Here is a 19,545-nt window from a genome sequence, read left to right as displayed (position 1 = left end):
TTAATCAGGCAGCTGCACCCGCCGTTTTCTCGTACTTACTGATAGTGATCTCGACCTTCCCTTCCGGGATAACCGGTCCCCACTCCACCAGCATTCTTTTCACCTGACTGTCGTCTTCCCACACACCCGCGTGGGTCAGGGCGTCAAACAGCGCCTTGTTATAGTTGTCCAGATCGCGGATCCGGTTATCCGGAGGAAACAACACGATCTCCACTGAAGCAGGTGCCGACGTTGGTTTTGGCAGACGACGTAACTGCTCAACTATTGCTGCACACGCCGCGCTCTGGAATTTGCGCCCCGCCGCGCTTATCAGGCTCTTACCAGCAAACGCCCCTTTGTTGGGGTGTCGCCAGTACGTGTTCACGCTGGGCGGAAACGGCAGAATCAGCTTCATACTTTCAGGCCCCTCTCATGTAACCAGTGGGCTGCACGCAGCCTGGCGTTTTCCTTACCGGCAAGCAGTGAGCGGATAATCCCGACCGCCTCGCTGTCGTCGTCCTTCACCGCGGTATGAAGAGTGATACCCCGGGCCACGCCACGCTTTATCGTGATGACGCCTTTTTTCTCCAGTGCTCGAAGATGCTCCACCGCTGCATTCACTGAACGGTATCCCAGCATGGTTGCCACCTCCTGATTGGTTGGCGGGAAGCCACGTTCTTTCTGATAAGAAATCAGCATATCCAGCACCTGCTGCTGGCATTGAGTTAACGTCGTCATGCCGCCATCTCCCTGAGCAGTTTTTCCGCCTGCTGGCGAACCTGCGCCAGAAACGCCTCACCACATGCCTCAAGTTCATCGCGCCCGATGTAGCTGATTGCCGGTCCCTTCCAGGTCTTGTCAAAAACAGCAATAGCACCAGCGAAGAAAGCTCCTGTCGGCACCTGCTTCTCGTCTTTCGGGATAAACCAGACAGGCAGTTCAAAACCAATACGCCCGCGAATAAAAGCAATATGATCTGCATCTTCCGGCCACCACACTTCGCTGGTGGCAGCTTTGATCAGGAAAACATAGCGCCCGCCTTTATCACGCATGGCACTGGCATGCTTCATGATGTAACGCATGCCGGTGATGTATTGCCCCTCATGCTGACTGGCGCGGCTGTATGGGGGATTACCAAAGGCAGCACCTTTAAGCTCCGCAAGACGTTCTGACCAGTCATGCGCCAGCGCATTGTCTTCCGCCGTGTAATACGCGGCACATTTGGCGTTACCACCGTCGGTGAACAGATCCAGAACAAACGGGCCAAACAGGGTGTTAATTCCCCAGAAAATGTTGTCCGGCGTGCGCCACTGATCGCCCACTTCCTTCAGTTCATGGGCTGGTTTGTTCCGCAGCTCCACCAGCGCCTGGCAATATTTATTACTCATTAAGCCCCCACGTAATTCCCTGACAGATACCACTCTTCACCCGATGCAGCGCGCTTGCTGCTTTTCCGTAAGCACCGCTCACGACGCGCCAGAAAATTGTTTCGTTCTGGCTGGGAGTGGCTTTCACGGAATGCCGCCATCCACACGGTTGCAGCACGACGGTATAAACCCCTGGACTCCAGTTCTTCAGCCTGGCGGGTCAGGCACAAAATCACCCGTGGATCGTTAGTGCCGACATAGAAATTGCGCACAGGTCTGGTTTCTCGAACTGGTTGTGGTTCCGGTTCCTGCGCTCTCTCAGTCAGGCGCGGGAAATGTCTGCGTGTATCTCCTTCACAACGGTGAGCCACACGCCCACTCTGACGTAACTTGCTTGCTGACTGCAGAACGCGCTGTCGTGAGTAACCTGCAAAAGCATCCGCAATGTCACCGGAAGTACACCCCGGATGGGCTTCAATGAATTTCTGAACGTCATTTAACAGACTCATGATCACCCCCTGAATCCTGCCGGGATCTGGCTGTAGTCCACGTTGTCGTAACTGGCTTTGAAGTACGGGTCCTCGCGTTTTTCGGTGTACGTACTTACGGACGGCGATAAGCGCAGGGAAAGCTCATCCCATTTTTCCCGCAGCTTCGACGGGCTGAGCACGTTACGGCACCAGAACGGATCGCGGCTGACGCGGCTGTACATCTCGCAGATTTGTTTGTGAGTACGACCATCCTGCACACACATCAGGCGAATTTCGTTTGCCCAGGCTGTCCAGTTCGGTTCTTTGGGACGAACCACCTCGCCGTCACATTCGGCAGCCTGCTCGTACAGGGCGATGATTTTTTTCCAGAGCCACTGTGCGCAGGTCAAATCATCCTGCGTTCCCCACTGGCGCTTTTTAGGGCTGAATACAACAGCATCAGGATGGCGAGTTAAAAACTCCTGTTCAGCCGTCTGCGTGTCCGGTTGCGAAGCGTCCGGACGAGAAGTTTTTTTATCTGACGGATCATGTTTTGATTTTACTGACGGATCCCCGCCAGATTCTGACGGGTGAAAACCCGCTTTTTTGCCAGATTTCGACGCATCAAATTTTGACGGGGCAGATTTTGATGCGTCAGATTTTGACGGGTCAGAATCTGACAGTTGAGAAAATGCCGCTGCCTGAAGCTTCGCAACGTTAAGCTGATAAACATTCGACGCATTGCGGTTACCCTGGCGACGCGCCTTACGCGTTAACCAGCCTTCTGCTTCCAGCCGTGCGATAGCCGTTCTGACGGTACTCATCCCCGCGCCAATCTGGCGGGCAATGGTTTCAATTGATGGCCAGCACACACCTTCGTCATTACTGAAATCAGCCAGGCGGGCCATAATTGCCACGCTGGATAACTTCATGCCTGACGCAGCGCAACCATCCCATACATAGCCGGTTAATTTAGTGCTCATGACCGACCTCTATTTCCCTGAATTTACGACGAAACTGTTCGAGCGGACTGAAGCATTCATGCTCATAGCCTTCGCGGAGGTAGATAACCCGTTGTGTTTCCGGTTCCCAACGAATGACTCTGACGGGCACTCCGTAGTGATCTTTGAACCAGCGGTTAACTTGTCGCAAAGGACTGTCTCCTTCTGCCGGTTGAAATCACCCACAGCCCACTCAGCAAAGCTGTGGGTTACAATTTCCCTGTCACCTGGTACATTTACTGCATAGCAATACTCCACCTTCGCTTTTCCACCCGGTACAGGAAGCGCAATCAGTTGCGAGCGACGGTAGTGTGTTGTTAAACTGTTCATGCGTTAGTTTCTCCACAGTCACGACACGCCACGGCGCCCGGAGCTGCACACTCGCGGGCGTCACTACTTTCTGAAACGCAAAAGATTTTGTAGACCAGTGCTGCATGCTCCTGCAGCTTCGAAATTGAGAGGTACAGCTCATCGTTAATTGCTGTCTTCTCATGCGGTTCCACTACACCGTCTTCAATTGCTGAACGAATCTGTTTTGAATAACTGCCGATCTGTTCAATGACCTCCAGCAGGCGTTGGTTGATATCGGCGTTGTCCACATCCTCGACGTCAGGAAGAGACACAAAGACGCCATTTGCAGACTGCGCCACAGCATCAGCAATGAAGTGAGTGCCACCAGCACGCTGTAAAACCATTGCCCATCCCAGCGGGAAAATCTGATCGCCATCTGCACGAAGGCGGTTGAATAAAGCGTTTTCTGTTACATCGAGCCAGTCAGCCGCTTCAGCGTAACCACCCGGCAACGCCGCGATCGTTTTTCTGACAGCTTTCACGTACCACTCAGGCTGTTTTTCTATTTTCCAGTGATGCTTACCCACGATTAGCCTCATCGTTCTGTGGTTAAAAATTGAAAGTGTTCTGCTAATCTTTCGGATAGATATCCGGTCTTAAGTCAGATTTCGTAATTGCACCTGACGTGCATTGCTCAAGTTTTTTAGCCAGCACAAAACTGGCTTTTTTATAGCCATTGAAAACCAGCCGTAAGTAGCCAGGTGTTGAGCCAACTTTTCCGGCCAACTCGCCCTGCTGTTCTTTGGTTAAAGAGTCCCAATACGCTTTCATACAATGTGTACCTCCGGTGTACATATTACATGATTGAAATGAACCTTCAAGATACTTGTACCTTAACGGTACAAGGGTTTTAATTTCGTTATGAAAACAATCCATGACATCCGGCGGTCTAACGCCAGAAAACTGAGAGATGGTGTTGGCGGGAATTCTTCCTTTGCCACTATGATTGATCGCGAGCCAACCCAGACCAGCAGGTTTATGGGAGATGGTGCTACTAAAAATATCGGTGACAGCATGGCACGACACATCGAAAAATGTTTCGACCTGCCTGTCGGATGGCTCGATCAAGAACACCAGACAACGAACATCACAAAAAAACCTGATGTTTCAATCACTAATAAACAAATCACATTAGTCCCTGTCATATCATGGGTACAGGCCGGAGCATGGAAAGAAGTTGGATATTCTGAGGTTGATTTGAGCACAGCAGAAACGTATCCCTGCCCTGTACCCTGTGGGGAAATGACTTATATCTTGCGGGTGATAGGTGATTCAATGATTGATGAGTACCGCCCGGGAGACATGATTTTTGTCGATCCTGAAGTACCTGCCTGCCACGGTGACGACGTTATTGCATTGATGCACGATACAGGTGAAACCACCTTCAAAAGGTTGATAGAAGATGGGACACAGCGTTATCTCAAAGCGTTAAACCCAAACTGGCCTGAGCCTTACATTAAGATCAACGGTAATTGCTCTATAATTGGTACTGTGATTTTCTCAGGAAAACCAAGAAGATACAAAATCAAAGCCTAATCAATGTTTATGAACCTGCTTCGGCAGGTTTTTTTATACTTGACAATGTACCTTTGGGATACATAATGTACCCAAGAGAAACAACAAACAGGCAGGACGCCCACGAAGTAGCCGCCTGGGGCATATGAAGTCCAGGATGATTCGTTAGCAACAAAAAAGCGCCCTATAGGACGCTTCGCTCTTTAACAATCTGGATGACTTATTACTCAGATTTGAACTTTGGTTCTGGCAAAAGAGGAGGAGTTGAGTCCTCGAATCGTAGCCAGTGCTCCCAGATATCGTGGGATTGTAATTCCAGAAGACCAATTTGACGTGATGCAACTGCAGTGCCAGCTATAGTTCCTCCTGCATAATCAACCTGGACGGACTTTGACGCTTTCTCAATTAATTCTGTCCAAGCTTCACTTTCCGCGTTAAAAGAAGCAGTTAATTCCTGCAGACGCTGTGGATCATCCTTGTTGTCTTGTTTCAAACGATTCAGGGCGGCCACCGAATACTTATTCTTAACCCAACTAACCTGAGCTAACTGAACTCTCTGACAAGCGTCCATATCAGTAGTTGTTTCCTGAGGCATATCAAAGCAGGAAATAAAAAAAGTCTCAACACCATCATTTAGACTACTGCTCGGCTGGTTCAAAGCATCAGAAGCATTGGATGCTATCGGTATTATCAGTGCTACCGACAGAATCAAACGTTTAACATAAATCGCTCCCATTTAATTATCCCCTCTAAGAACAGAGTCATCCAGATTAGCCGAATCCTTGTTGTTGGGGAATAACCAGGCCCACCTCGCCTGATGTGGCTAAAAGCAGGCACATAACAGCTAAGTATTTTCAACCAGAGAGAATCCTTAGCGTTGTGGTGAATGCGGCTCAGCGCACGCGGGTTAAGGTTGAGGCTGACAGTCGACCTTCTGTGGATACCCACCCGCCTGGTGTGCAACCTTCGCCAGGCACCGGGAGGCACCCGGCACCACAACTTTATGCTGTGTGTAGTCCTGGCGGTACCAGCTTGTACCCTTGCTTCCGGCTGGTACCGCTCTTTTTACAAAACAGAGAAGAGCATCACCGGACGACGGGCTCATAACCCAATCCACCCGGGCGGCTGCCACCGCAGGTGTTCTTCTCTGTTTTGTGGAGAAACCAACCGACCTTGCAGGGTCGATATGATGAGGAGCAGCAAAATGGCTAGCGAACGCAGTACCAACGTGCAGGAATTTATCGGGGAGCTGGACGGCGGCGTATTTGAAACCAAAATCGGCGCAGTTCTCAGTGAAGTCGCTTCCGGTGTGATGAACACGAAAACCAAAGGTAAGGTCTCGCTCAACCTGGAAATCGAACCGTTTGATGAGAACCGTGTGAAAATAAAACACAAACTCTCATATGTTCGTCCGACTAACCGCGGGAAAATTTCCGAAGAAGACACCACCGAAACGCCGATGTATGTCAATCGCGGTGGTCGCCTGACTATTCTGCAGGAAGACCAGGGACAATTACTGACTCTTGCCGGTGAACCTGACGGAAAACTCCGCGCAGCAGGTCATTAATATCGTTCTTAATTAACTGATTATTTATCTCATCACTGAATATCTTTATATAGTGAGGACTTATTATGTCTCAGAACTTAGACGCAACCGCAATTAATCAAATCCATGCCCTTATTTCTGCTCAGGGTGTTAATGAAATTATCAGTAAGATTGGTGCCGACGCAGTGGCATTACCTGAAAATTTCCGCATTCATGATCTGGAAAAATTTAATTTAAATCGCTTCCGTTTCCGTGGTGCGCTTTCCACTGCCAGCATCGATGACTTTACCCGTTATTCTAAAGATCTTGCGGATGAAGGCACCCGCTGCTTTATCGATGCCGATAATATGCGTGCCGTCAGTGTGCTTAACCTGGGTACTATTGATGAGCCTGGTCACGCAGATAACACCGCCACTCTCAAACTGAAAAAGACAGCACCGTTCTCTGCTCTGTTGTCTGTTAACGGCGAGCGTAACTCCCAGAAGTCACTGGCAGAATGGATTGAAGACTGGGCCGACTACCTTGTGGGCTTTGATGCTAATGGTGATGCCATTCAGGCAACAAAAGCGGCTGCGGCAGTCCGTAAAATCACGATTGAAGCAAACCAGACCGCTGATTTTGAAGACAATGACTTCAGCGGCAAACGCTCCCTGATGGAGTCTGTCGAAGCGAAGACCAAAGATATTATGCCAGTGGCATTTGAATTTAAATGCGTTCCGTTTGAAGGCCTGAAAGAACGTCCGTTTAAATTACGCCTCAGCATTATCACTGGCGATCGTCCTGTACTGGTTCTGCGCATTATTCAGCTGGAAGCAGTGCAGGAAGAAATGGCTAACGAATTTCGTGATCTGCTTGTTGAGAAATTCAAGGACAGCAAAGTAGAAACCTTTATTGGTACTTTTACCGCCTGATTTCATTACTGCAAATGCCCCTGCGGGGGCATTTATGGAAACGTAATTGACTCAATAATCGCCGGATGGTGAGGGCTTTCTTTTACCAGAATTCAGCGCGGTGCAGCGCATATACGTGGAGAACAAAATGTCATTTATTAAAACTTTTTCCGGGAAGCATTTTTATTATGACAGGATAAATAAAGACGACATCGTTATTAACGATATCGCGGTTTCTCTTTCAAATATCTGTCGCTTTGCAGGACATCTTTCACATTTCTACAGCGTCGCCCAACATGCGGTGCTTTGCAGCCAACTGGTACCGCAGGAATTTGCTTTTGAAGCGTTAATGCATGATGCAACAGAAGCGTATTGCCAGGACATCCCGGCGCCACTGAAACGCCTTCTTCCTGACTATAAACGGATGGAAGAAAAAATAGACGCCGTAATCCGTGAGAAATACGGGTTACCCCCGGTTATGAGTACGCCCGTGAAATATGCCGATCTCATCATGCTGGCAACCGAACGCCGCGATCTCGGGCTTGATGATGGCTCTTTCTGGCCCGTACTGGAAGGTATCCCGGCAACAGAGATGTTCAAAGTTATTCCACTGTCGCCAGGCCATACCTATGGGATGTTTATGGAACGCTTTAAAGAGTTAACTGAGTCGTAAAAATCAGCACGTACGAATTCAAACTCTGCCATAAAAGAACATATAAGTAATTTATTAACATATAGATATAGGTTATATTACAAATTGAAAAATTATTGGAGAGCAACAATGAATCAAAATCCATTCTCATTCTATGACTTTCTTGGATATTTAATACCAGGTGGTTTTTTTATCCTATTAATGTATTTCTGTGGTTTGACATTCGATCTAGATATTGTTATTGACTTAAGTGAATTGCTCAGAGGTCAAAGTCAAATCTTTGGCATTTTGAACTACGCTTCAATAGTTATTATATCTTATATAGCTGGACATTTTATTTCTATCACGTCAGCATTTTTTATCGAAAAATACATGAATAAAGAATTAGGATATCCTTCCAAATATCTATTTAAAAAATTGATAGATACCTCAGAAAGCATTTGTAGCCCATCATGCGATGAGAGAAGCGCTGATAAAAAAACAAAAATAAAGAATCGCATAATCAAATGCGTATTATGTCCAATAATACTATGGGATTTTATAACACAAAAACTATGTTATTCTCAATCTCTACCATTTCATTTAGCTAATACAACATGGTTAATGATCAAAGAAGGTTATGAGAAAAAGTTCATAACAAATCGCCAATTATTACAAGATAAAAACGGACTTGATGATGATCTCTTCAGATTGGCATATCATTATGTTTATGAGTTTTCAAAACAACATCAAACAAAAATTCAAAACTATGTTGCATTATATGGTTTTTGCAGAAACATATGTTTAATCTTTATAATTTCATTTTGGGTATCAGTTCCAACCTTTATTTATCGATTATGTACTCATAGTGATTATCTTTATAGTTTACTTTCAATAATGCTTAGCTTTTTCTTCGTCTATGTTTTCTATGTTGGTTTTGTTAAATTTTATAGAAGATATACTTTAGAAGTATTAATGGCATTTGCTGTACTTCAAAGTAACGACACTATTCGTTAATAATGTTGCTCCCGTGTGCAGACGGGATAATGGAGAAACGTATGCTGAACCTCGATTGTGTTCCTATCTCAACTTATTGCAAAGAAACTGGCGAAACTCCTGAAGCAATAAACAAACGTGTACAGCGCGGTGTTTGGCGTGAAGGTGTTCAGGTTTTAAAGGTTGAAGGCGTTAAGGAGAGGTGGATTGATCTTAGTGAGGTTGCAAAATGGGCCAGACAAAACTGCTCAAACTACCGCGCGGCGTAACAATCAGGAAACACCACCAGGGAGAAACGATCAATATAACTTTCACCTACAAAGGAGTTAGATGTCGTGAGCCGCTTTCCAATCTGGAAGTAACACCAAAGAACATTAAATACGCCGAGCGTACACTCGGCGAAATCCATAATAAGATCGAAAGGGGAACATTCATTTATGCAGAATATTTTCCCCGTTCTGCTCGTTTGAAAATTTTTGGTAATGCTGCTGCAAGCAAAACGGTAAAGATGTACCTGGACGAATATCTTGAAATCTGCGAAACAAGAAAACTTTCACCCTCTACGATTGGTGGCTATAAAAAATGCCGTAGTGCGTTAGCCTCACTTCACATTTGCCCTGCAAGTGAATTAACACCAGCAACCCTGAAAGCGTGGATTCAAAGCCAGAAAACAACCTTAAAAACCATTCGCAACCAGTTATCTTTCCTACGGTCAGCACTTGATGAAGCCGTGACCGATGGGGTACTTCAAATTAACCCCGTATCGTTAGTAACAGCTTCGCGCTACCAAAGTGATAAGTCAGAAGCAGAAAGCAGCTATGTGGTTGATCCGCTATCACCAGCAGAAGTTGATGCATTACTAGCAGCAGCCGGAAACAAACAATGGGAAAATCTGTTCCGGTTCGCCATACATACAGGCCTGCGTAGTTCTGAATTATGTGCCCTACGATGGCATGATATCGACTTTGTTGGAAAAACAGCCCATGTTCAGAGCGCAAGTGTTGTCGGAGTTATCAAAGGAACAAAGACAAAAGCCGGTACCCGTAAAGTTGAACTGACTGAAGAAGCAATGTTGGCGTTGATAAACCAGAAGCCATTTACATTCATGAAGGATGCTACTGTCTTTGAAGATCCAAAGACCAATAAACCCTGGGCAAGTGCTGATGCAATTAGGAAAAAAGCATGGGTGCCAACATTGCGAAAAGCAGGTATTCGTTACAGAAACCCATATCAAACCAGGCATACATTCGCCACCAGCCATATCAGCCGGGGAGCAAACCTGTTTTGGCTTGCGGCTCAAATGGGCCATAAAGGGCCTGAAATGTTATTCAGGCACTATGGACAATACTTGAAAGAGTATGATGGGAGGGCAAGTATCAAGGATAAAAAGGCTTTATTTTAAGTCATTATGCCAATCGTCTACTGTTTGAAACCAAATTTTTAACCTTTGCATAAAGGTACGATCCTTTTTGGGAGGGTGGTACCTTTGAAAAGAAGTATGTAACGCTTCGATAACTCCCATACAAGCATCAATTACTTCTTGTGCTTTAACCGGGCGATCGGCATCTGAAAGCTTGTGAGCGACCTCACAATCCAGAGTTGCTTTCTCTAGTACAGATGAGAACACCTCGTCAGGTATATACAGTCCTCTGCTTTCCAAAATGCAAATCAGTTTGGAAACTTGTTGAGCTTTAGCCAAGATAGTTAACAAGTATGAAACAGAAGCCTTTGTTCTATCCTTTTGCAACCTTAACAATCGATGCTTTGATGCTCTAATTTTAGGTTGAGTTGTCTGACTGAGCCAATAGTTAGAAGAAATATCAGAAATTTCAATAACTAACTTTGAAATAGCATCAATAATTGATTTCGATTCAGAACGTGTCGCCAGTTTTACAGAATTATTGTACGCAACTCGCCATCCAATGAAAACTAAGCAGACGCTAACTACTGTGATACACCACGAATACTGTCCTATTTGTGCTACTAATGACATTGGTTCCGTACTGATCAACTATCGCCTCTTATACTCTTTCTGGTTGTGCTAAATCAATAAATTTATCAATCTGTTCTTTGTAGAACGGAACATCACTTTTTATAATCAAACGTGCTTTAACGTTGGCTTTAGGTATCCCTTCCTTACGGATGAGACCTCCAAACGCCTCTTCTAAGAAAGAGGAACCAACACCCAGTGCTATACCGCGAAAATCAACCACAATCTCCTGTTCAGTACCCTTCAGCGCAGGCACCAAAAACTCTCTACGAAATCTTTCCGCACTGTGTGGGCTATCCGTTGTGTAACGTCCGAAAGGTGTTCTGGAGAACTCCTTCGCTATGACGATATTTCTCATAAAATCATCTCCTGGGAACCAGCGACCATTGTAGTAAAGTACCCGGTATGTACTCAGCTAGCTTCTCACATCGAGGACTACTGTCATTAGAATTATAGCTATAACGAGCCCTTCCTATTAGTATCAGAAGTGTCTCATTATCCTCACAACCTGCCCCAATAGGTCTCTTGATATCTTCAGAGCCATTTCCCCGTCCGGAACCAACAAAGCGGGATTCCCCTACTAACATAGCTCTTTCCACAGAAGATACTTCGTTTTGAATGCTATGACCATCACCATTAGGCACGAAACTTCTATAAATCCCCAATCCAAGGTCACAAACGATAAAAACGACTTTATTTTCATCACGATTGAACCAAGCGCACTGCCACCATCGTTTACCTTTGAGAAGCTGAATATCTGACTCGAACCCCTCATCTTCATACGCATGATGAGAAACATTGAGCAAAGCTTCACTAATCGCTGTCAGCAGTAAGCCTAACTGTTCATTATTAAGCAGAGCACTTTTCTGCAGCATGAGTACTGTTTCAACAATATGCTCGTAAGGTTCGACAGCTGACTGAAAGTATCGTTCCTCCCTCGTAAGTGCATTCAGTTTCTCTTCTGTGCCAGCAAGCAAAGCACGAGCAAGTCCAGTACCAACGATCCATCTATGCCCAGATGGGTTATCATCCTTTTTAGGCCATTTAAAACGTATAAAATTAGGGTCCCGGGTTAAAAATTGAGCTCTATTTACTATGGCAAAGAACAGTACCGATGCCGCAGCTGAGGCAAATTTTACCTTGGACAAATCAACTATAACTCGACCTTTATTTTTTACTCCAATCGATTCAATCGAGTTGATGAAGTTCAATGTCCCAGCCCTAGAATCATCTGAGTAAATGCAAAATTTGCTTGGGGGTACCAGTATGGTCATAGCGATGTCATTCTTATACGATGGATTTATAGATTATCTACTATTCATAGTTGGTTATGAAGACTGGGATATAACAGTAAAAGATACGTGTAAGATCCGCAAGATAGTTAATGTCGAAAAAATCATTAATTACATCAAGTTAGTGATATTTGGACTCGGGTTCAACTCCCGCCAGCCAATCATGATTGGACGGTGTAAGGACTACACCAACAAAAACAGGAAGTTATAAGTCTCAGCAGGACACCGACCAGACGGTGAGGAGACAAAAAAGGATACGCAACGGAGTCGCGACTCCCTATGACATTAAAGCCCGCTGATGCGGGCTTTTTTATTGGTCCTGACCCGCCCTGAATAGAATTCATCCAATTACAGTCCAGACATATACAGTATCCCTCAGCTCAGTATCAGCTTCTCGACAAATGGTCACTGTTATTTACCCGTTGCCAGAAAGAGAATAATTTGCCCCCATAGCCAGCCTTCCCGGAATCTGTATATTCATTAATATTGTTATCGATTCCATCAAGTAACATAGGTTGGATGCGATTGATCTTACTCACATTAGTCGACACGGAACTCAGTAAGTTGAACTCTGAAAAAGCAGTTTAAATAGCATTTAAACAAATGCCACCAGTTCGAAAAAGAGTATAAGCACACTTAATATATTGTTTTAATTATTCATTTCCTTTCAACCCAATTCTTATCCCTCACATTATTTGTTATTAATTTGTTGTTTTTGATCACAATAAGAAAACAATATGTAACTTTTATGCGCACTTTTCAGAAATGTAGATATTTTTAGATTATGGCTACGAAATGAGCATCGCCATGTCACCCTACATCTCATAAGAGGATCGCTTCTGATGAATGCACTGACCGCCGTACAAAATAACGCTGTCGATTCAGGCCAGGACTATAGCGGATTCACTCTCATCCCGTCGGCGCAATCCCCGCGTCTGCTGGAACTCACCTTCACCGAACAGACGACCAATCGGTTCCTCGAACAGGTTGCCGAGTGGCCCGTGCAGGCGCTGGAGTACAAATCGTTTCTGCGTTTTCGGGTAGGCAAAATTCTCGACGATCTGTGTGCGAATCAGCTGCAACCGCTGCTGTTGAAGACCCTGTTAAACCGCGCTGAAGGTGCGCTGTTGATCAATGCGGTGGGTATCGATGATGTCGCGCAGGCGGATGAGATGGTGAAGCTGGCGACGGCGGTGGCGCATCTGATTGGTCGCTCCAATTTTGACGCCATGAGCGGTCAGTATTACGCGCGTTTCGTGGTGAAAAATGTTGATAACTCAGACAGCTATCTTCGTCAGCCGCACCGCGTAATGGAGCTGCACAACGACGGCACTTACGTTGAAGAGATCACTGATTACGTGCTGATGATGAAAATCGACGAGCAAAACATGCAGGGCGGTAACTCGCTGCTGCTGCATCTCGATGACTGGGAACATCTGGACCACTTTTTCCGCCATCCGCTGGCGCGCCGTCCGATGCGCTTTGCCGCGCCGCCGAGCAAAAACGTCAGCAAAGATGTCTTCCATCCGGTGTTCGATGTCGATCAGCAGGGCCGCCCGGTGATGCGCTATATCGACCAGTTTGTCCAGCCGAAAGACTTCGAAGAAGGCGTGTGGTTGAGCGAGCTTTCGGACGCCATTGAAACCAGTAAAGGCATTCTTTCTGTACCCGTTCCCGTTGGCAAATTCCTGTTGATTAACAACCTGTTCTGGCTGCACGGTCGCGACCGCTTTACTCCGCACCCGGATCTGCGCCGTGAACTGATGCGTCAGCGTGGCTATTTCGCTTACGCCACTCACCACTACCAGACGCATCAGTAAGCGCAAAGGAATTGAGCGGATGTATGATTTTTTGATTATTGGCGGCGGCATCATCGGCATGTCGACCGCCATGCAACTAATTGATGTTTATCCGGATGCCCGCATAGCGTTGCTGGAAAAAGAGCCCGGCCCGGCCTGTCACCAGACGGGCCACAACAGTGGCGTAATCCATGCCGGGGTCTATTACACGCCCGGCAGCCTGAAGGCGCAGTTTTGCCTGGCAGGAAACCGCGCCACCAAAGCCTTTTGCGATCAAAACGGTATTCGCTACGACAACTGCGGCAAGATGCTGGTCGCCACGTCTGAACTCGAAATGGAACGGATGCGCGCCTTATGGGAACGCACGGCGGCGAACGGAATCGATCGCGAGTGGTTAAACGCCGAAGAGCTGCGCGAGCGCGAACCAAATATCACCGGGCTGGGCGGTATTTTTGTGCCGTCCAGCGGCATTGTCAGCTACCGCGAAGTGACGGCGGCAATGGCAAAAATTTTTCAGGCCAGAGGCGGTGAGATTATCTATAACGCCGAAGTCAGCGCCCTCAGTGAGCATAAAAACGGCGTGGTGATATGTACCCGTCAGGGCGGTGAATATGAAGCATCGACGCTGATTAGCTGTTCCGGGCTGATGGCTGACCGGCTGGTGAAAATGCTCGGCCTCGAACCGGGCTTTATTATCTGCCCGTTCCGCGGCGAGTATTTCCGCCTTGCGCCGGAGCATAACCAGATTGTTAACCACCTGATTTACCCCATTCCCGACCCGGCAATGCCGTTTTTGGGCGTGCATCTCACCCGCATGATCGACGGCAGTGTGACCGTCGGGCCAAACGCGGTGCTGGCTTTCAAACGCGAAGGCTATCGTAAGCGCGACTTCTCATTTAGCGACACGCTGGAAATTTTGGGCTCGTCGGGGATTCGCCGGGTGCTGCAAAACCATCTACGCTCAGGACTGGGCGAGATGAAAAACTCGCTGTGCAAAAGCGGCTATCTGCGGCTGGTGCAAAAGTATTGTCCCCGGCTTTCGTTAAGCGATCTCCAGCCCTGGCCCGCCGGTGTGCGGGCGCAGGCGGTATCGCCGGACGGCAAGCTGATTGACGATTTTCTGTTTGTCACCACCCCGCGCACGATCCACACCTGTAATGCGCCCTCCCCGGCAGCGACATCAGCAATTCCTATTGGTGCGCATATTGTCAGCAAGGTACAAACGCTGTTGGCAAGCCAGAGTAACCCCGGACGCACGCTGCGAGCGGCACGTAGTGTGGATGCCTTACACGCCGCATTTAATCAATAACCTTTGAAAACAGGATGTAGCGATGAAACTTAACGACAGTAACTTATTCCGCCAGCAGGCGTTGATTAACGGGGAATGGCTGGACGCCAACAATGGCGAGGTCATCGACGTCACCAATCCGGCGAACGGCGACAAGCTGGGTAGCGTGCCGAAAATGGGCGCTGATGAAACCCGCGCCGCTATCGACGCCGCCAACCGCGCCCTGCCCGTCTGGCGTGCGCTCACTGCCAAAGAACGCGCCAACATTCTGCGCAACTGGTTCAATTTAATGATGGAGCATCAGGACGATTTAGCGCGCCTGATGACCCTCGAACAGGGCAAACCACTGGCTGAAGCGAAAGGCGAAATCAGCTACGCCGCCTCATTTATTGAGTGGTTTGCAGAAGAAGGCAAACGTATTTATGGCGACACCATTCCCGGTCATCAGGCCGATAAACGCCTGATTGTTATCAAGCAGCCGATTGGCGTCACCGCGGCTATCACGCCGTGGAACTTCCCGGCGGCGATGATTACCCGTAAAGCCGGTCCGGCGCTGGCGGCAGGCTGCACGATGGTGCTGAAGCCCGCCAGTCAGACGCCGTTCTCTGCGCTGGCGCTGGCAGAACTGGCGATTCGCGCGGGCGTTCCGGCTGGCGTGTTTAACGTAGTCACCGGTTCGGCGGGCGCGGTCGGTAACGAACTGACCAGCAACCCGCTGGTGCGCAAGCTGTCGTTTACCGGCTCGACCGAAATTGGCCGTCAGTTAATGGAACAGTGCGCGAAAGACATCAAAAAAGTGTCGCTGGAGCTGGGCGGCAACGCACCGTTTATTGTCTTTGACGATGCCGATCTCGATAAAGCCGTGGAAGGCGCGCTGGCCTCGAAATTCCGTAACGCCGGGCAAACCTGCGTCTGCGCCAACCGCCTGTATGTGCAGAACGGCGTGTATGACCGCTTTGCCGAAAAATTGCAGCAGGCGGTGAGCAAACTGCACATCGGCAACGGGCTGGAGAAAGGCGTCACCATCGGGCCGCTGATCGATGAAAAAGCGGTAGCAAAAGTGGAAGAGCATATTGCCGATGCGCTGGAGAAAGGCGCGCGCGTGGTTTGCGGCGGTAAAGCACATGAACGCGGCGGTAACTTCTTCCAGCCGACCATTCTGGTGGACGTTCCGGCTAACGCCAAAGTGTCGAAAGAAGAGACGTTTGGCCCCCTCGCCCCGCTGTTCCGTTTTAAAGATGAAGCCGATGTGATTGCGCAAGCCAATGACACCGAATTTGGCCTTGCAGCCTATTTCTACGCCCGTGATTTAAGCCGCGTCTTCCGCGTGGGCGAAGCACTGGAGTACGGCATCATCGGCATCAACACCGGCATTATTTCCAATGAAGTGGCCCCGTTTGGCGGCATTAAAGCCTCGGGTCTGGGTCGTGAAGGTTCGAAGTATGGCATCGAAGATTACTTAGAAATCAAATATATGTGCATCGGTCTTTAACTGGAGAATGCGAATGAGCAGCAATAAAGAGTTAATGCAGCGCCGCAGTCAGGCGATTCCCCGTGGCGTTGGGCAAATTCACCCGATTTTCGCTGACCGCGCGGAAAACTGCCGGGTGTGGGACGTTGAAGGCCGTGAGTATCTTGATTTCGCGGGCGGGATTGCGGTGCTCAATACCGGGCACCTGCATCCGAAAGTGGTTGCGGCGGTGGAAGCGCAGTTGAAAAAACTGTCGCACACCTGCTTCCAGGTGCTGGCTTACGAGCCGTATCTTGAACTGTGCGAGATTATGAATCAGAAGGTGCCGGGCGATTTTGCCAAGAAAACTCTGCTGGTTACGACCGGTTCCGAAGCGGTGGAAAATGCGGTGAAAATCGCCCGCGCCGCCACTAAACGTAGCGGTACTATCGCCTTTAGCGGTGCGTATCACGGGCGCACGCATTACACACTGGCGCTGACCGGCAAGGTGAATCCATACTCTGCGGGCATGGGGCTGATGCCGGGTCATGTTTATCGCGCGCTTTATCCTTGCCCGCTGCACGGCATAAGCGAGGATGACGCTATCGCCAGCATCCACCGGATCTTCAAAAATGACGCCGCGCCGGAAGATATCGCCGCCATCGTGATTGAGCCCGTTCAGGGCGAAGGCGGTTTCTACGCCGCGACGCCAGCCTTTATGCAGCGTTTACGCGCGCTGTGTGACGAGCACGGGATCATGCTGATTGCCGATGAAGTGCAGAGCGGCGCAGGGCGTACCGGCACGCTGTTTGCGATGGAGCAAATGGGCGTGGCACCAGATCTCACCACCTTTGCGAAATCGATCGCGGGCGGCTTCCCGCTGGCGGGCGTCACCGGGCGCGCGGAAGTGATGGATGCCGTCGCTCCAGGCGGTCTGGGCGGCACCTATGCCGGTAACCCGATTGCCTGCGTAGCGGCGCTGGAAGTGTTAAAAGTGTTTGAGCAGGAAAATCTGCTGCAAAAAGCCAACGATCTGGGGCAGAAACTGAAAGACGGATTGCTGGCGATAGCCGAAAAACATACTGAGATCGGCGACGTACGCGGGCTGGGAGCGATGATTGCCATCGAGCTGTTTGAAGATGGCGATCACAGCAAACCGGACGCCAAACTCACCGCCGAGATCGTGGCGCGTGCCCGCGATAAAGGCCTGATTCTTCTCTCCTGCGGCCCGTATAACAACGTGCTGCGCATCCTTGTACCGCTCACCATTGAAGACGCTCAGATCCGTCAGGGTCTGGAGATCATCAGCCAGTGTTTTGCTGAGGCGAAGCAGTAGATCCGTACCCATGCCGGAGGCGACGCTGCGCGTCTTGTCCGGCCTACGCGAATCCAGGTCGGATAAAGCGTTTACGCTGCATCCGACAATCTGTATGTGAACAGGAATAAATCTATGTCGGCCGGATAAGGCGGAGCCGCTCTCCGGTAAAAAGAATCAATAACAATTACACGCGTGACCCGACGCGGGAAATGTCGGGGCGCTCTCCCAAGTGACACACTTTCGAGAGGATTCAGGATGGGGCAATCATCGCAACCACATGAGTTAGGCGGCGGGCTGAAGTCACGCCACGTCACCATGTTGTCTATTGCCGGTGTTATCGGCGCAAGTCTGTTTGTCGGTTCCAGCGTCGCCATCGCCGAAGCGGGCCCGGCGGTATTACTGGCCTATCTGTTCGCCGGATTACTGGTGGTTATGATTATGCGGATGTTGGCGGAAATGGCAGTTGCCACGCCCGATACCGGTTCGTTTTCCACCTATGCCGATAAAGCCATTGGCCGCTGGGCGGGCTATACCATCGGCTGGTTGTACTGGTGGTTTTGGGTACTGGTTATCCCACTTGAAGCCAACATCGCCGCCATGATCCTGCACTCGTGGGTTCCAGGCATTCCCATCTGGTTATTTTCCCTCGTCATTACCCTCGCCTTAACCGGCAGTAATTTATTAAGCGTTAAAAACTACGGCGAATTTGAGTTCTGGCTGGCGCTGTGTAAAGTCATCGCTATCCTGGCCTTTATTTTCCTTGGTGCAGTCGCAATTAGCGGTTTTTACCCGTATGCCGACGTGAGCGGTATTTCAAGATTGTGGGATAGCGGCGGCTTTATGCCCAACGGCTTCGGTGCGGTATTAAGCGCGATGTTGATCACCATGTTCTCGTTTATGGGCGCAGAAATTGTCACCATTGCCGCCGCGGAATCCGACACGCCGGAAAAACATATTGTCCGCGCCACCAACTCGGTTATCTGGCGTATCTCTATTTTCTATTTGTGTTCTATTTTTGTCGTTGTGGCATTAATCCCGTGGAATATGCCAGGGCTGAAAGCCGTTGGTTCTTATCGCTCGGTTCTGGAATTGCTCAATATTCCTCATGCGAAATTAATCATGGACTGCGTGATATTACTTTCCGTAACCAGTTGCCTGAACTCGGCGCTGTATACCGCTTCCAGGATGCTCTACTCCTTAAGCCGTCGCGGTGATGCTCCCGCGGTAATGGGTAAAATCAACCGCAGTAAAACCCCGTACGTAGCGGTGTTACTCTCCACCGGCGCGGCATTCTTAACGGTGGTGGTGAACTATTACGCGCCTGCGAAGGTGTTTAAATTTCTGATCGACAGCTCCGGCGCTATCGCCCTGCTGGTTTATTTAGTCATCGCCGTTTCACAATTGCGGATGCGCAAAATTCTGCGAGCAGAAGGAAGCGAAATTCGCCTGCGGATGTGGCTTTATCCGTGGCTCACCTGGCTGGTAATCGGTTTTATTACCTTTGTGTTGGTAGTGATGCTATTCCGCCCGGCGCAACAGTTAGAAGTGCTCTCCACCGGCTTATTAGCGATTGGGATTATCTGTACCGTGCCAATTATGGCTCGCTGGAAAAAGCTGATAATGTGGCAAAAAACACCCATTCATAATACGCGCTGATAATGA

General features: G+C 48.8%; 24 protein-coding genes and 1 pseudogene. 13 read left to right on the top strand and 12 right to left on the bottom strand.

Annotation, left to right across the window (positions count from 1 at the left end; translation table 11 throughout):
* Window positions 1–4: 4 nt before the first annotated feature.
* The 8 genes from EAS44_RS06835 to ymfT form a co-directional block, all read right to left on the bottom strand.
* A complete protein-coding gene (locus EAS44_RS06835; protein WP_000767113.1) occupies window positions 5–394 on the bottom strand; it encodes a RusA family crossover junction endodeoxyribonuclease in 390 nt (129 codons plus the stop codon).
* Window positions 391–717, bottom strand: a complete 327-nt coding sequence (locus tag EAS44_RS06830) for a LexA family transcriptional regulator (protein WP_000210172.1) — start codon at window positions 715–717, stop codon at window positions 391–393. Before EAS44_RS06830 ends, EAS44_RS06835 begins: the two co-directional genes overlap by 4 nt.
* Window positions 714–1,367: a phage N-6-adenine-methyltransferase gene (locus EAS44_RS06825; protein WP_001332383.1), complete on the bottom strand. Its 654-nt coding sequence runs from the start codon at window positions 1,365–1,367 to the stop codon at window positions 714–716. Before EAS44_RS06825 ends, EAS44_RS06830 begins: the two co-directional genes overlap by 4 nt.
* Window positions 1,367–1,861: a PerC family transcriptional regulator gene (yfdN, locus tag EAS44_RS06820; protein ID WP_001332382.1), complete on the bottom strand. Its 495-nt coding sequence runs from the start codon at window positions 1,859–1,861 to the stop codon at window positions 1,367–1,369. The genes EAS44_RS06825 and yfdN overlap by 1 nt, the downstream gene beginning before the upstream one ends.
* A complete protein-coding gene (locus tag EAS44_RS06815) occupies window positions 1,858–2,799 on the bottom strand; it encodes a helix-turn-helix domain-containing protein (protein ID WP_000104933.1) in 942 nt (313 codons plus the stop codon). Before EAS44_RS06815 ends, yfdN begins: the two co-directional genes overlap by 4 nt.
* Entirely contained in the window at window positions 2,789–2,968 is a 180-nt protein-coding gene (locus tag EAS44_RS06810) for a DUF4222 domain-containing protein (protein ID WP_001250269.1), read from the bottom strand. The genes EAS44_RS06815 and EAS44_RS06810 overlap by 11 nt, the downstream gene beginning before the upstream one ends.
* 175 nt (window positions 2,969–3,143) lie before the next feature.
* The gene (ymfL, locus tag EAS44_RS06805) at window positions 3,144–3,695 is read right to left on the bottom strand and encodes a protein YmfL (protein WP_000515830.1); all 552 of its coding nucleotides are present in this window, start codon (window positions 3,693–3,695) and stop codon (window positions 3,144–3,146) included.
* Between the two features lie 43 nt (window positions 3,696–3,738).
* Window positions 3,739–3,939, bottom strand: coding sequence for a YdaS family helix-turn-helix protein (gene ymfT / locus EAS44_RS06800; protein ID WP_000649477.1), 201 nt, complete (start codon window positions 3,937–3,939; stop codon window positions 3,739–3,741).
* Between the two features lie 90 nt (window positions 3,940–4,029).
* Between ymfT and ymfK the strand changes: the two genes are divergently transcribed.
* Complete coding sequence (ymfK, locus tag EAS44_RS06795; protein WP_000848748.1) at window positions 4,030–4,704, top strand: LexA family protein; 675 nt, start codon at window positions 4,030–4,032, stop codon at window positions 4,702–4,704.
* Between the two features lie 202 nt (window positions 4,705–4,906).
* On the opposite strand, the gene EAS44_RS06790 is transcribed toward ymfK, so the two are convergent.
* The gene (locus EAS44_RS06790) at window positions 4,907–5,419 is read right to left on the bottom strand and encodes a hypothetical protein (RefSeq protein WP_000500990.1); all 513 of its coding nucleotides are present in this window, start codon (window positions 5,417–5,419) and stop codon (window positions 4,907–4,909) included.
* 143 nt (window positions 5,420–5,562) lie between these two features.
* Here EAS44_RS06790 and EAS44_RS06785 point away from each other — a divergent pair.
* From EAS44_RS06785 to EAS44_RS06755, 7 genes and pseudogenes are all read left to right on the top strand, one after another.
* A pseudogene (locus EAS44_RS06785) lies at window positions 5,563–5,873 on the top strand (hypothetical protein).
* A 14-nt stretch (window positions 5,874–5,887) separates the two neighbouring features.
* A complete protein-coding gene (yfdP, locus tag EAS44_RS06780; RefSeq protein WP_000135691.1) occupies window positions 5,888–6,250 on the top strand; it encodes a protein YfdP in 363 nt (120 codons plus the stop codon).
* Between the two features lie 65 nt (window positions 6,251–6,315).
* The gene (gene yfdQ / locus EAS44_RS06775) at window positions 6,316–7,140 is read left to right on the top strand and encodes a YfdQ family protein (RefSeq protein ID WP_000081287.1); all 825 of its coding nucleotides are present in this window, start codon (window positions 6,316–6,318) and stop codon (window positions 7,138–7,140) included.
* Between the two features lie 127 nt (window positions 7,141–7,267).
* Window positions 7,268–7,792, top strand: a complete 525-nt coding sequence (yfdR, locus tag EAS44_RS06770; RefSeq protein ID WP_000008234.1) for a 5'-deoxynucleotidase — start codon at window positions 7,268–7,270, stop codon at window positions 7,790–7,792.
* Window positions 7,793–7,900: 108 nt separating this feature from the next.
* On the top strand, window positions 7,901–8,767 hold the full coding sequence (locus EAS44_RS06765) for a hypothetical protein (RefSeq protein ID WP_001075212.1): 867 nt from the start codon (window positions 7,901–7,903) through the stop codon (window positions 8,765–8,767).
* A gap of 41 nt (window positions 8,768–8,808) precedes the next feature.
* Entirely contained in the window at window positions 8,809–9,015 is a 207-nt protein-coding gene (locus EAS44_RS06760; protein WP_001331174.1) for a hypothetical protein, read from the top strand.
* Window positions 8,976–10,148 carry a site-specific integrase gene (locus EAS44_RS06755; RefSeq protein WP_000531794.1) on the top strand — a complete coding sequence of 391 codons (1,173 nt, stop codon included), beginning with the start codon at window positions 8,976–8,978 and terminating at the stop codon, window positions 10,146–10,148. The genes EAS44_RS06760 and EAS44_RS06755 overlap by 40 nt, the downstream gene beginning before the upstream one ends.
* Here EAS44_RS06755 and EAS44_RS06750 read toward each other — a convergent pair.
* The 3 genes from EAS44_RS06750 to EAS44_RS06740 are packed head-to-tail and all read right to left on the bottom strand — an operon-like array spanning window position 10,140 to window position 12,010.
* Entirely contained in the window at window positions 10,140–10,739 is a 600-nt protein-coding gene (locus tag EAS44_RS06750) for a hypothetical protein (protein ID WP_000060412.1), read from the bottom strand. The two genes, EAS44_RS06755 and EAS44_RS06750, sit on opposite strands and share 9 nt — an antisense overlap.
* 28 nt (window positions 10,740–10,767) lie before the next feature.
* Window positions 10,768–11,094 (bottom strand): STAS-like domain-containing protein, encoded by a 327-nt coding sequence (locus tag EAS44_RS06745; RefSeq protein ID WP_001244589.1) that lies wholly within the window; start codon window positions 11,092–11,094, stop codon window positions 10,768–10,770.
* A 4-nt stretch (window positions 11,095–11,098) separates the two neighbouring features.
* Entirely contained in the window at window positions 11,099–12,010 is a 912-nt protein-coding gene (locus EAS44_RS06740) for a hypothetical protein (protein WP_000154253.1), read from the bottom strand.
* An 860-nt stretch (window positions 12,011–12,870) separates the two neighbouring features.
* On the opposite strand from EAS44_RS06740, the gene glaH reads away from it, so the two are divergent.
* From glaH to gabP, 5 genes are all read left to right on the top strand, one after another.
* Window positions 12,871–13,848, top strand: a complete 978-nt coding sequence (gene glaH / locus EAS44_RS06725; RefSeq protein WP_000993117.1) for a glutarate dioxygenase GlaH — start codon at window positions 12,871–12,873, stop codon at window positions 13,846–13,848.
* A gap of 19 nt (window positions 13,849–13,867) precedes the next feature.
* Entirely contained in the window at window positions 13,868–15,136 is a 1,269-nt protein-coding gene (gene lhgO / locus EAS44_RS06720) for an L-2-hydroxyglutarate oxidase (protein WP_000271879.1), read from the top strand.
* Between the two features lie 22 nt (window positions 15,137–15,158).
* Entirely contained in the window at window positions 15,159–16,607 is a 1,449-nt protein-coding gene (gene gabD / locus EAS44_RS06715) for an NADP-dependent succinate-semialdehyde dehydrogenase (protein ID WP_000772886.1), read from the top strand.
* A 13-nt stretch (window positions 16,608–16,620) separates the two neighbouring features.
* Window positions 16,621–17,901 carry a 4-aminobutyrate--2-oxoglutarate transaminase gene (gene gabT / locus EAS44_RS06710; RefSeq protein ID WP_001332373.1) on the top strand — a complete coding sequence of 427 codons (1,281 nt, stop codon included), beginning with the start codon at window positions 16,621–16,623 and terminating at the stop codon, window positions 17,899–17,901.
* A 237-nt stretch (window positions 17,902–18,138) separates the two neighbouring features.
* A complete protein-coding gene (gene gabP, locus EAS44_RS06705) occupies window positions 18,139–19,539 on the top strand; it encodes a GABA permease (protein WP_001298180.1) in 1,401 nt (466 codons plus the stop codon).
* Window positions 19,540–19,545 lie beyond the last annotated feature (6 nt).

It is taken from the genome of Escherichia coli DSM 30083 = JCM 1649 = ATCC 11775, from assembly GCF_003697165.2.
GTDB classification, from domain to species: Bacteria; Pseudomonadota; Gammaproteobacteria; order Enterobacterales; family Enterobacteriaceae; genus Escherichia; species Escherichia coli.
This window is presented reverse-complemented; position numbering and strand designations above follow the sequence as displayed.

What these genes read in the sequence shown, in the direction of transcription:
- EAS44_RS06835 (WP_000767113.1), bottom strand. Translation starts at nt 394, where the DNA reads ATGAAGCTGATTCTGCCGTTTCCGCCCAGCGTGAACACGTACTGGCGA.
- EAS44_RS06830 (WP_000210172.1), bottom strand. Translation starts at nt 717, where the DNA reads ATGACGACGTTAACTCAATGCCAGCAGCAGGTGCTGGATATGCTGATT.
- EAS44_RS06825 (WP_001332383.1), bottom strand. Translation starts at nt 1,367, where the DNA reads ATGAGTAATAAATATTGCCAGGCGCTGGTGGAGCTGCGGAACAAACCA.
- EAS44_RS06815 (WP_000104933.1), bottom strand. Translation starts at nt 2,799, where the DNA reads ATGAGCACTAAATTAACCGGCTATGTATGGGATGGTTGCGCTGCGTCA.
- ymfT (WP_000649477.1), bottom strand. Translation starts at nt 3,939, where the DNA reads ATGAAAGCGTATTGGGACTCTTTAACCAAAGAACAGCAGGGCGAGTTG.
- ymfK (WP_000848748.1), top strand. Translation starts at nt 4,030, where the DNA reads ATGAAAACAATCCATGACATCCGGCGGTCTAACGCCAGAAAACTGAGA.
- EAS44_RS06790 (WP_000500990.1), bottom strand. Translation starts at nt 5,419, where the DNA reads ATGGGAGCGATTTATGTTAAACGTTTGATTCTGTCGGTAGCACTGATA.
- yfdP (WP_000135691.1), top strand. Translation starts at nt 5,888, where the DNA reads ATGGCTAGCGAACGCAGTACCAACGTGCAGGAATTTATCGGGGAGCTG.
- yfdQ (WP_000081287.1), top strand. Translation starts at nt 6,316, where the DNA reads ATGTCTCAGAACTTAGACGCAACCGCAATTAATCAAATCCATGCCCTT.
- yfdR (WP_000008234.1), top strand. Translation starts at nt 7,268, where the DNA reads ATGTCATTTATTAAAACTTTTTCCGGGAAGCATTTTTATTATGACAGG.
- EAS44_RS06765 (WP_001075212.1), top strand. Translation starts at nt 7,901, where the DNA reads ATGAATCAAAATCCATTCTCATTCTATGACTTTCTTGGATATTTAATA.
- EAS44_RS06760 (WP_001331174.1), top strand. Translation starts at nt 8,809, where the DNA reads ATGCTGAACCTCGATTGTGTTCCTATCTCAACTTATTGCAAAGAAACT.
- EAS44_RS06755 (WP_000531794.1), top strand. Translation starts at nt 8,976, where the DNA reads ATGGGCCAGACAAAACTGCTCAAACTACCGCGCGGCGTAACAATCAGG.
- EAS44_RS06750 (WP_000060412.1), bottom strand. Translation starts at nt 10,739, where the DNA reads ATGTCATTAGTAGCACAAATAGGACAGTATTCGTGGTGTATCACAGTA.
- EAS44_RS06745 (WP_001244589.1), bottom strand. Translation starts at nt 11,094, where the DNA reads ATGAGAAATATCGTCATAGCGAAGGAGTTCTCCAGAACACCTTTCGGA.
- EAS44_RS06740 (WP_000154253.1), bottom strand. Translation starts at nt 12,010, where the DNA reads ATGACCATACTGGTACCCCCAAGCAAATTTTGCATTTACTCAGATGAT.
- glaH (WP_000993117.1), top strand. Translation starts at nt 12,871, where the DNA reads ATGAATGCACTGACCGCCGTACAAAATAACGCTGTCGATTCAGGCCAG.
- lhgO (WP_000271879.1), top strand. Translation starts at nt 13,868, where the DNA reads ATGTATGATTTTTTGATTATTGGCGGCGGCATCATCGGCATGTCGACC.
- gabD (WP_000772886.1), top strand. Translation starts at nt 15,159, where the DNA reads ATGAAACTTAACGACAGTAACTTATTCCGCCAGCAGGCGTTGATTAAC.
- gabT (WP_001332373.1), top strand. Translation starts at nt 16,621, where the DNA reads ATGAGCAGCAATAAAGAGTTAATGCAGCGCCGCAGTCAGGCGATTCCC.
- gabP (WP_001298180.1), top strand. Translation starts at nt 18,139, where the DNA reads ATGGGGCAATCATCGCAACCACATGAGTTAGGCGGCGGGCTGAAGTCA.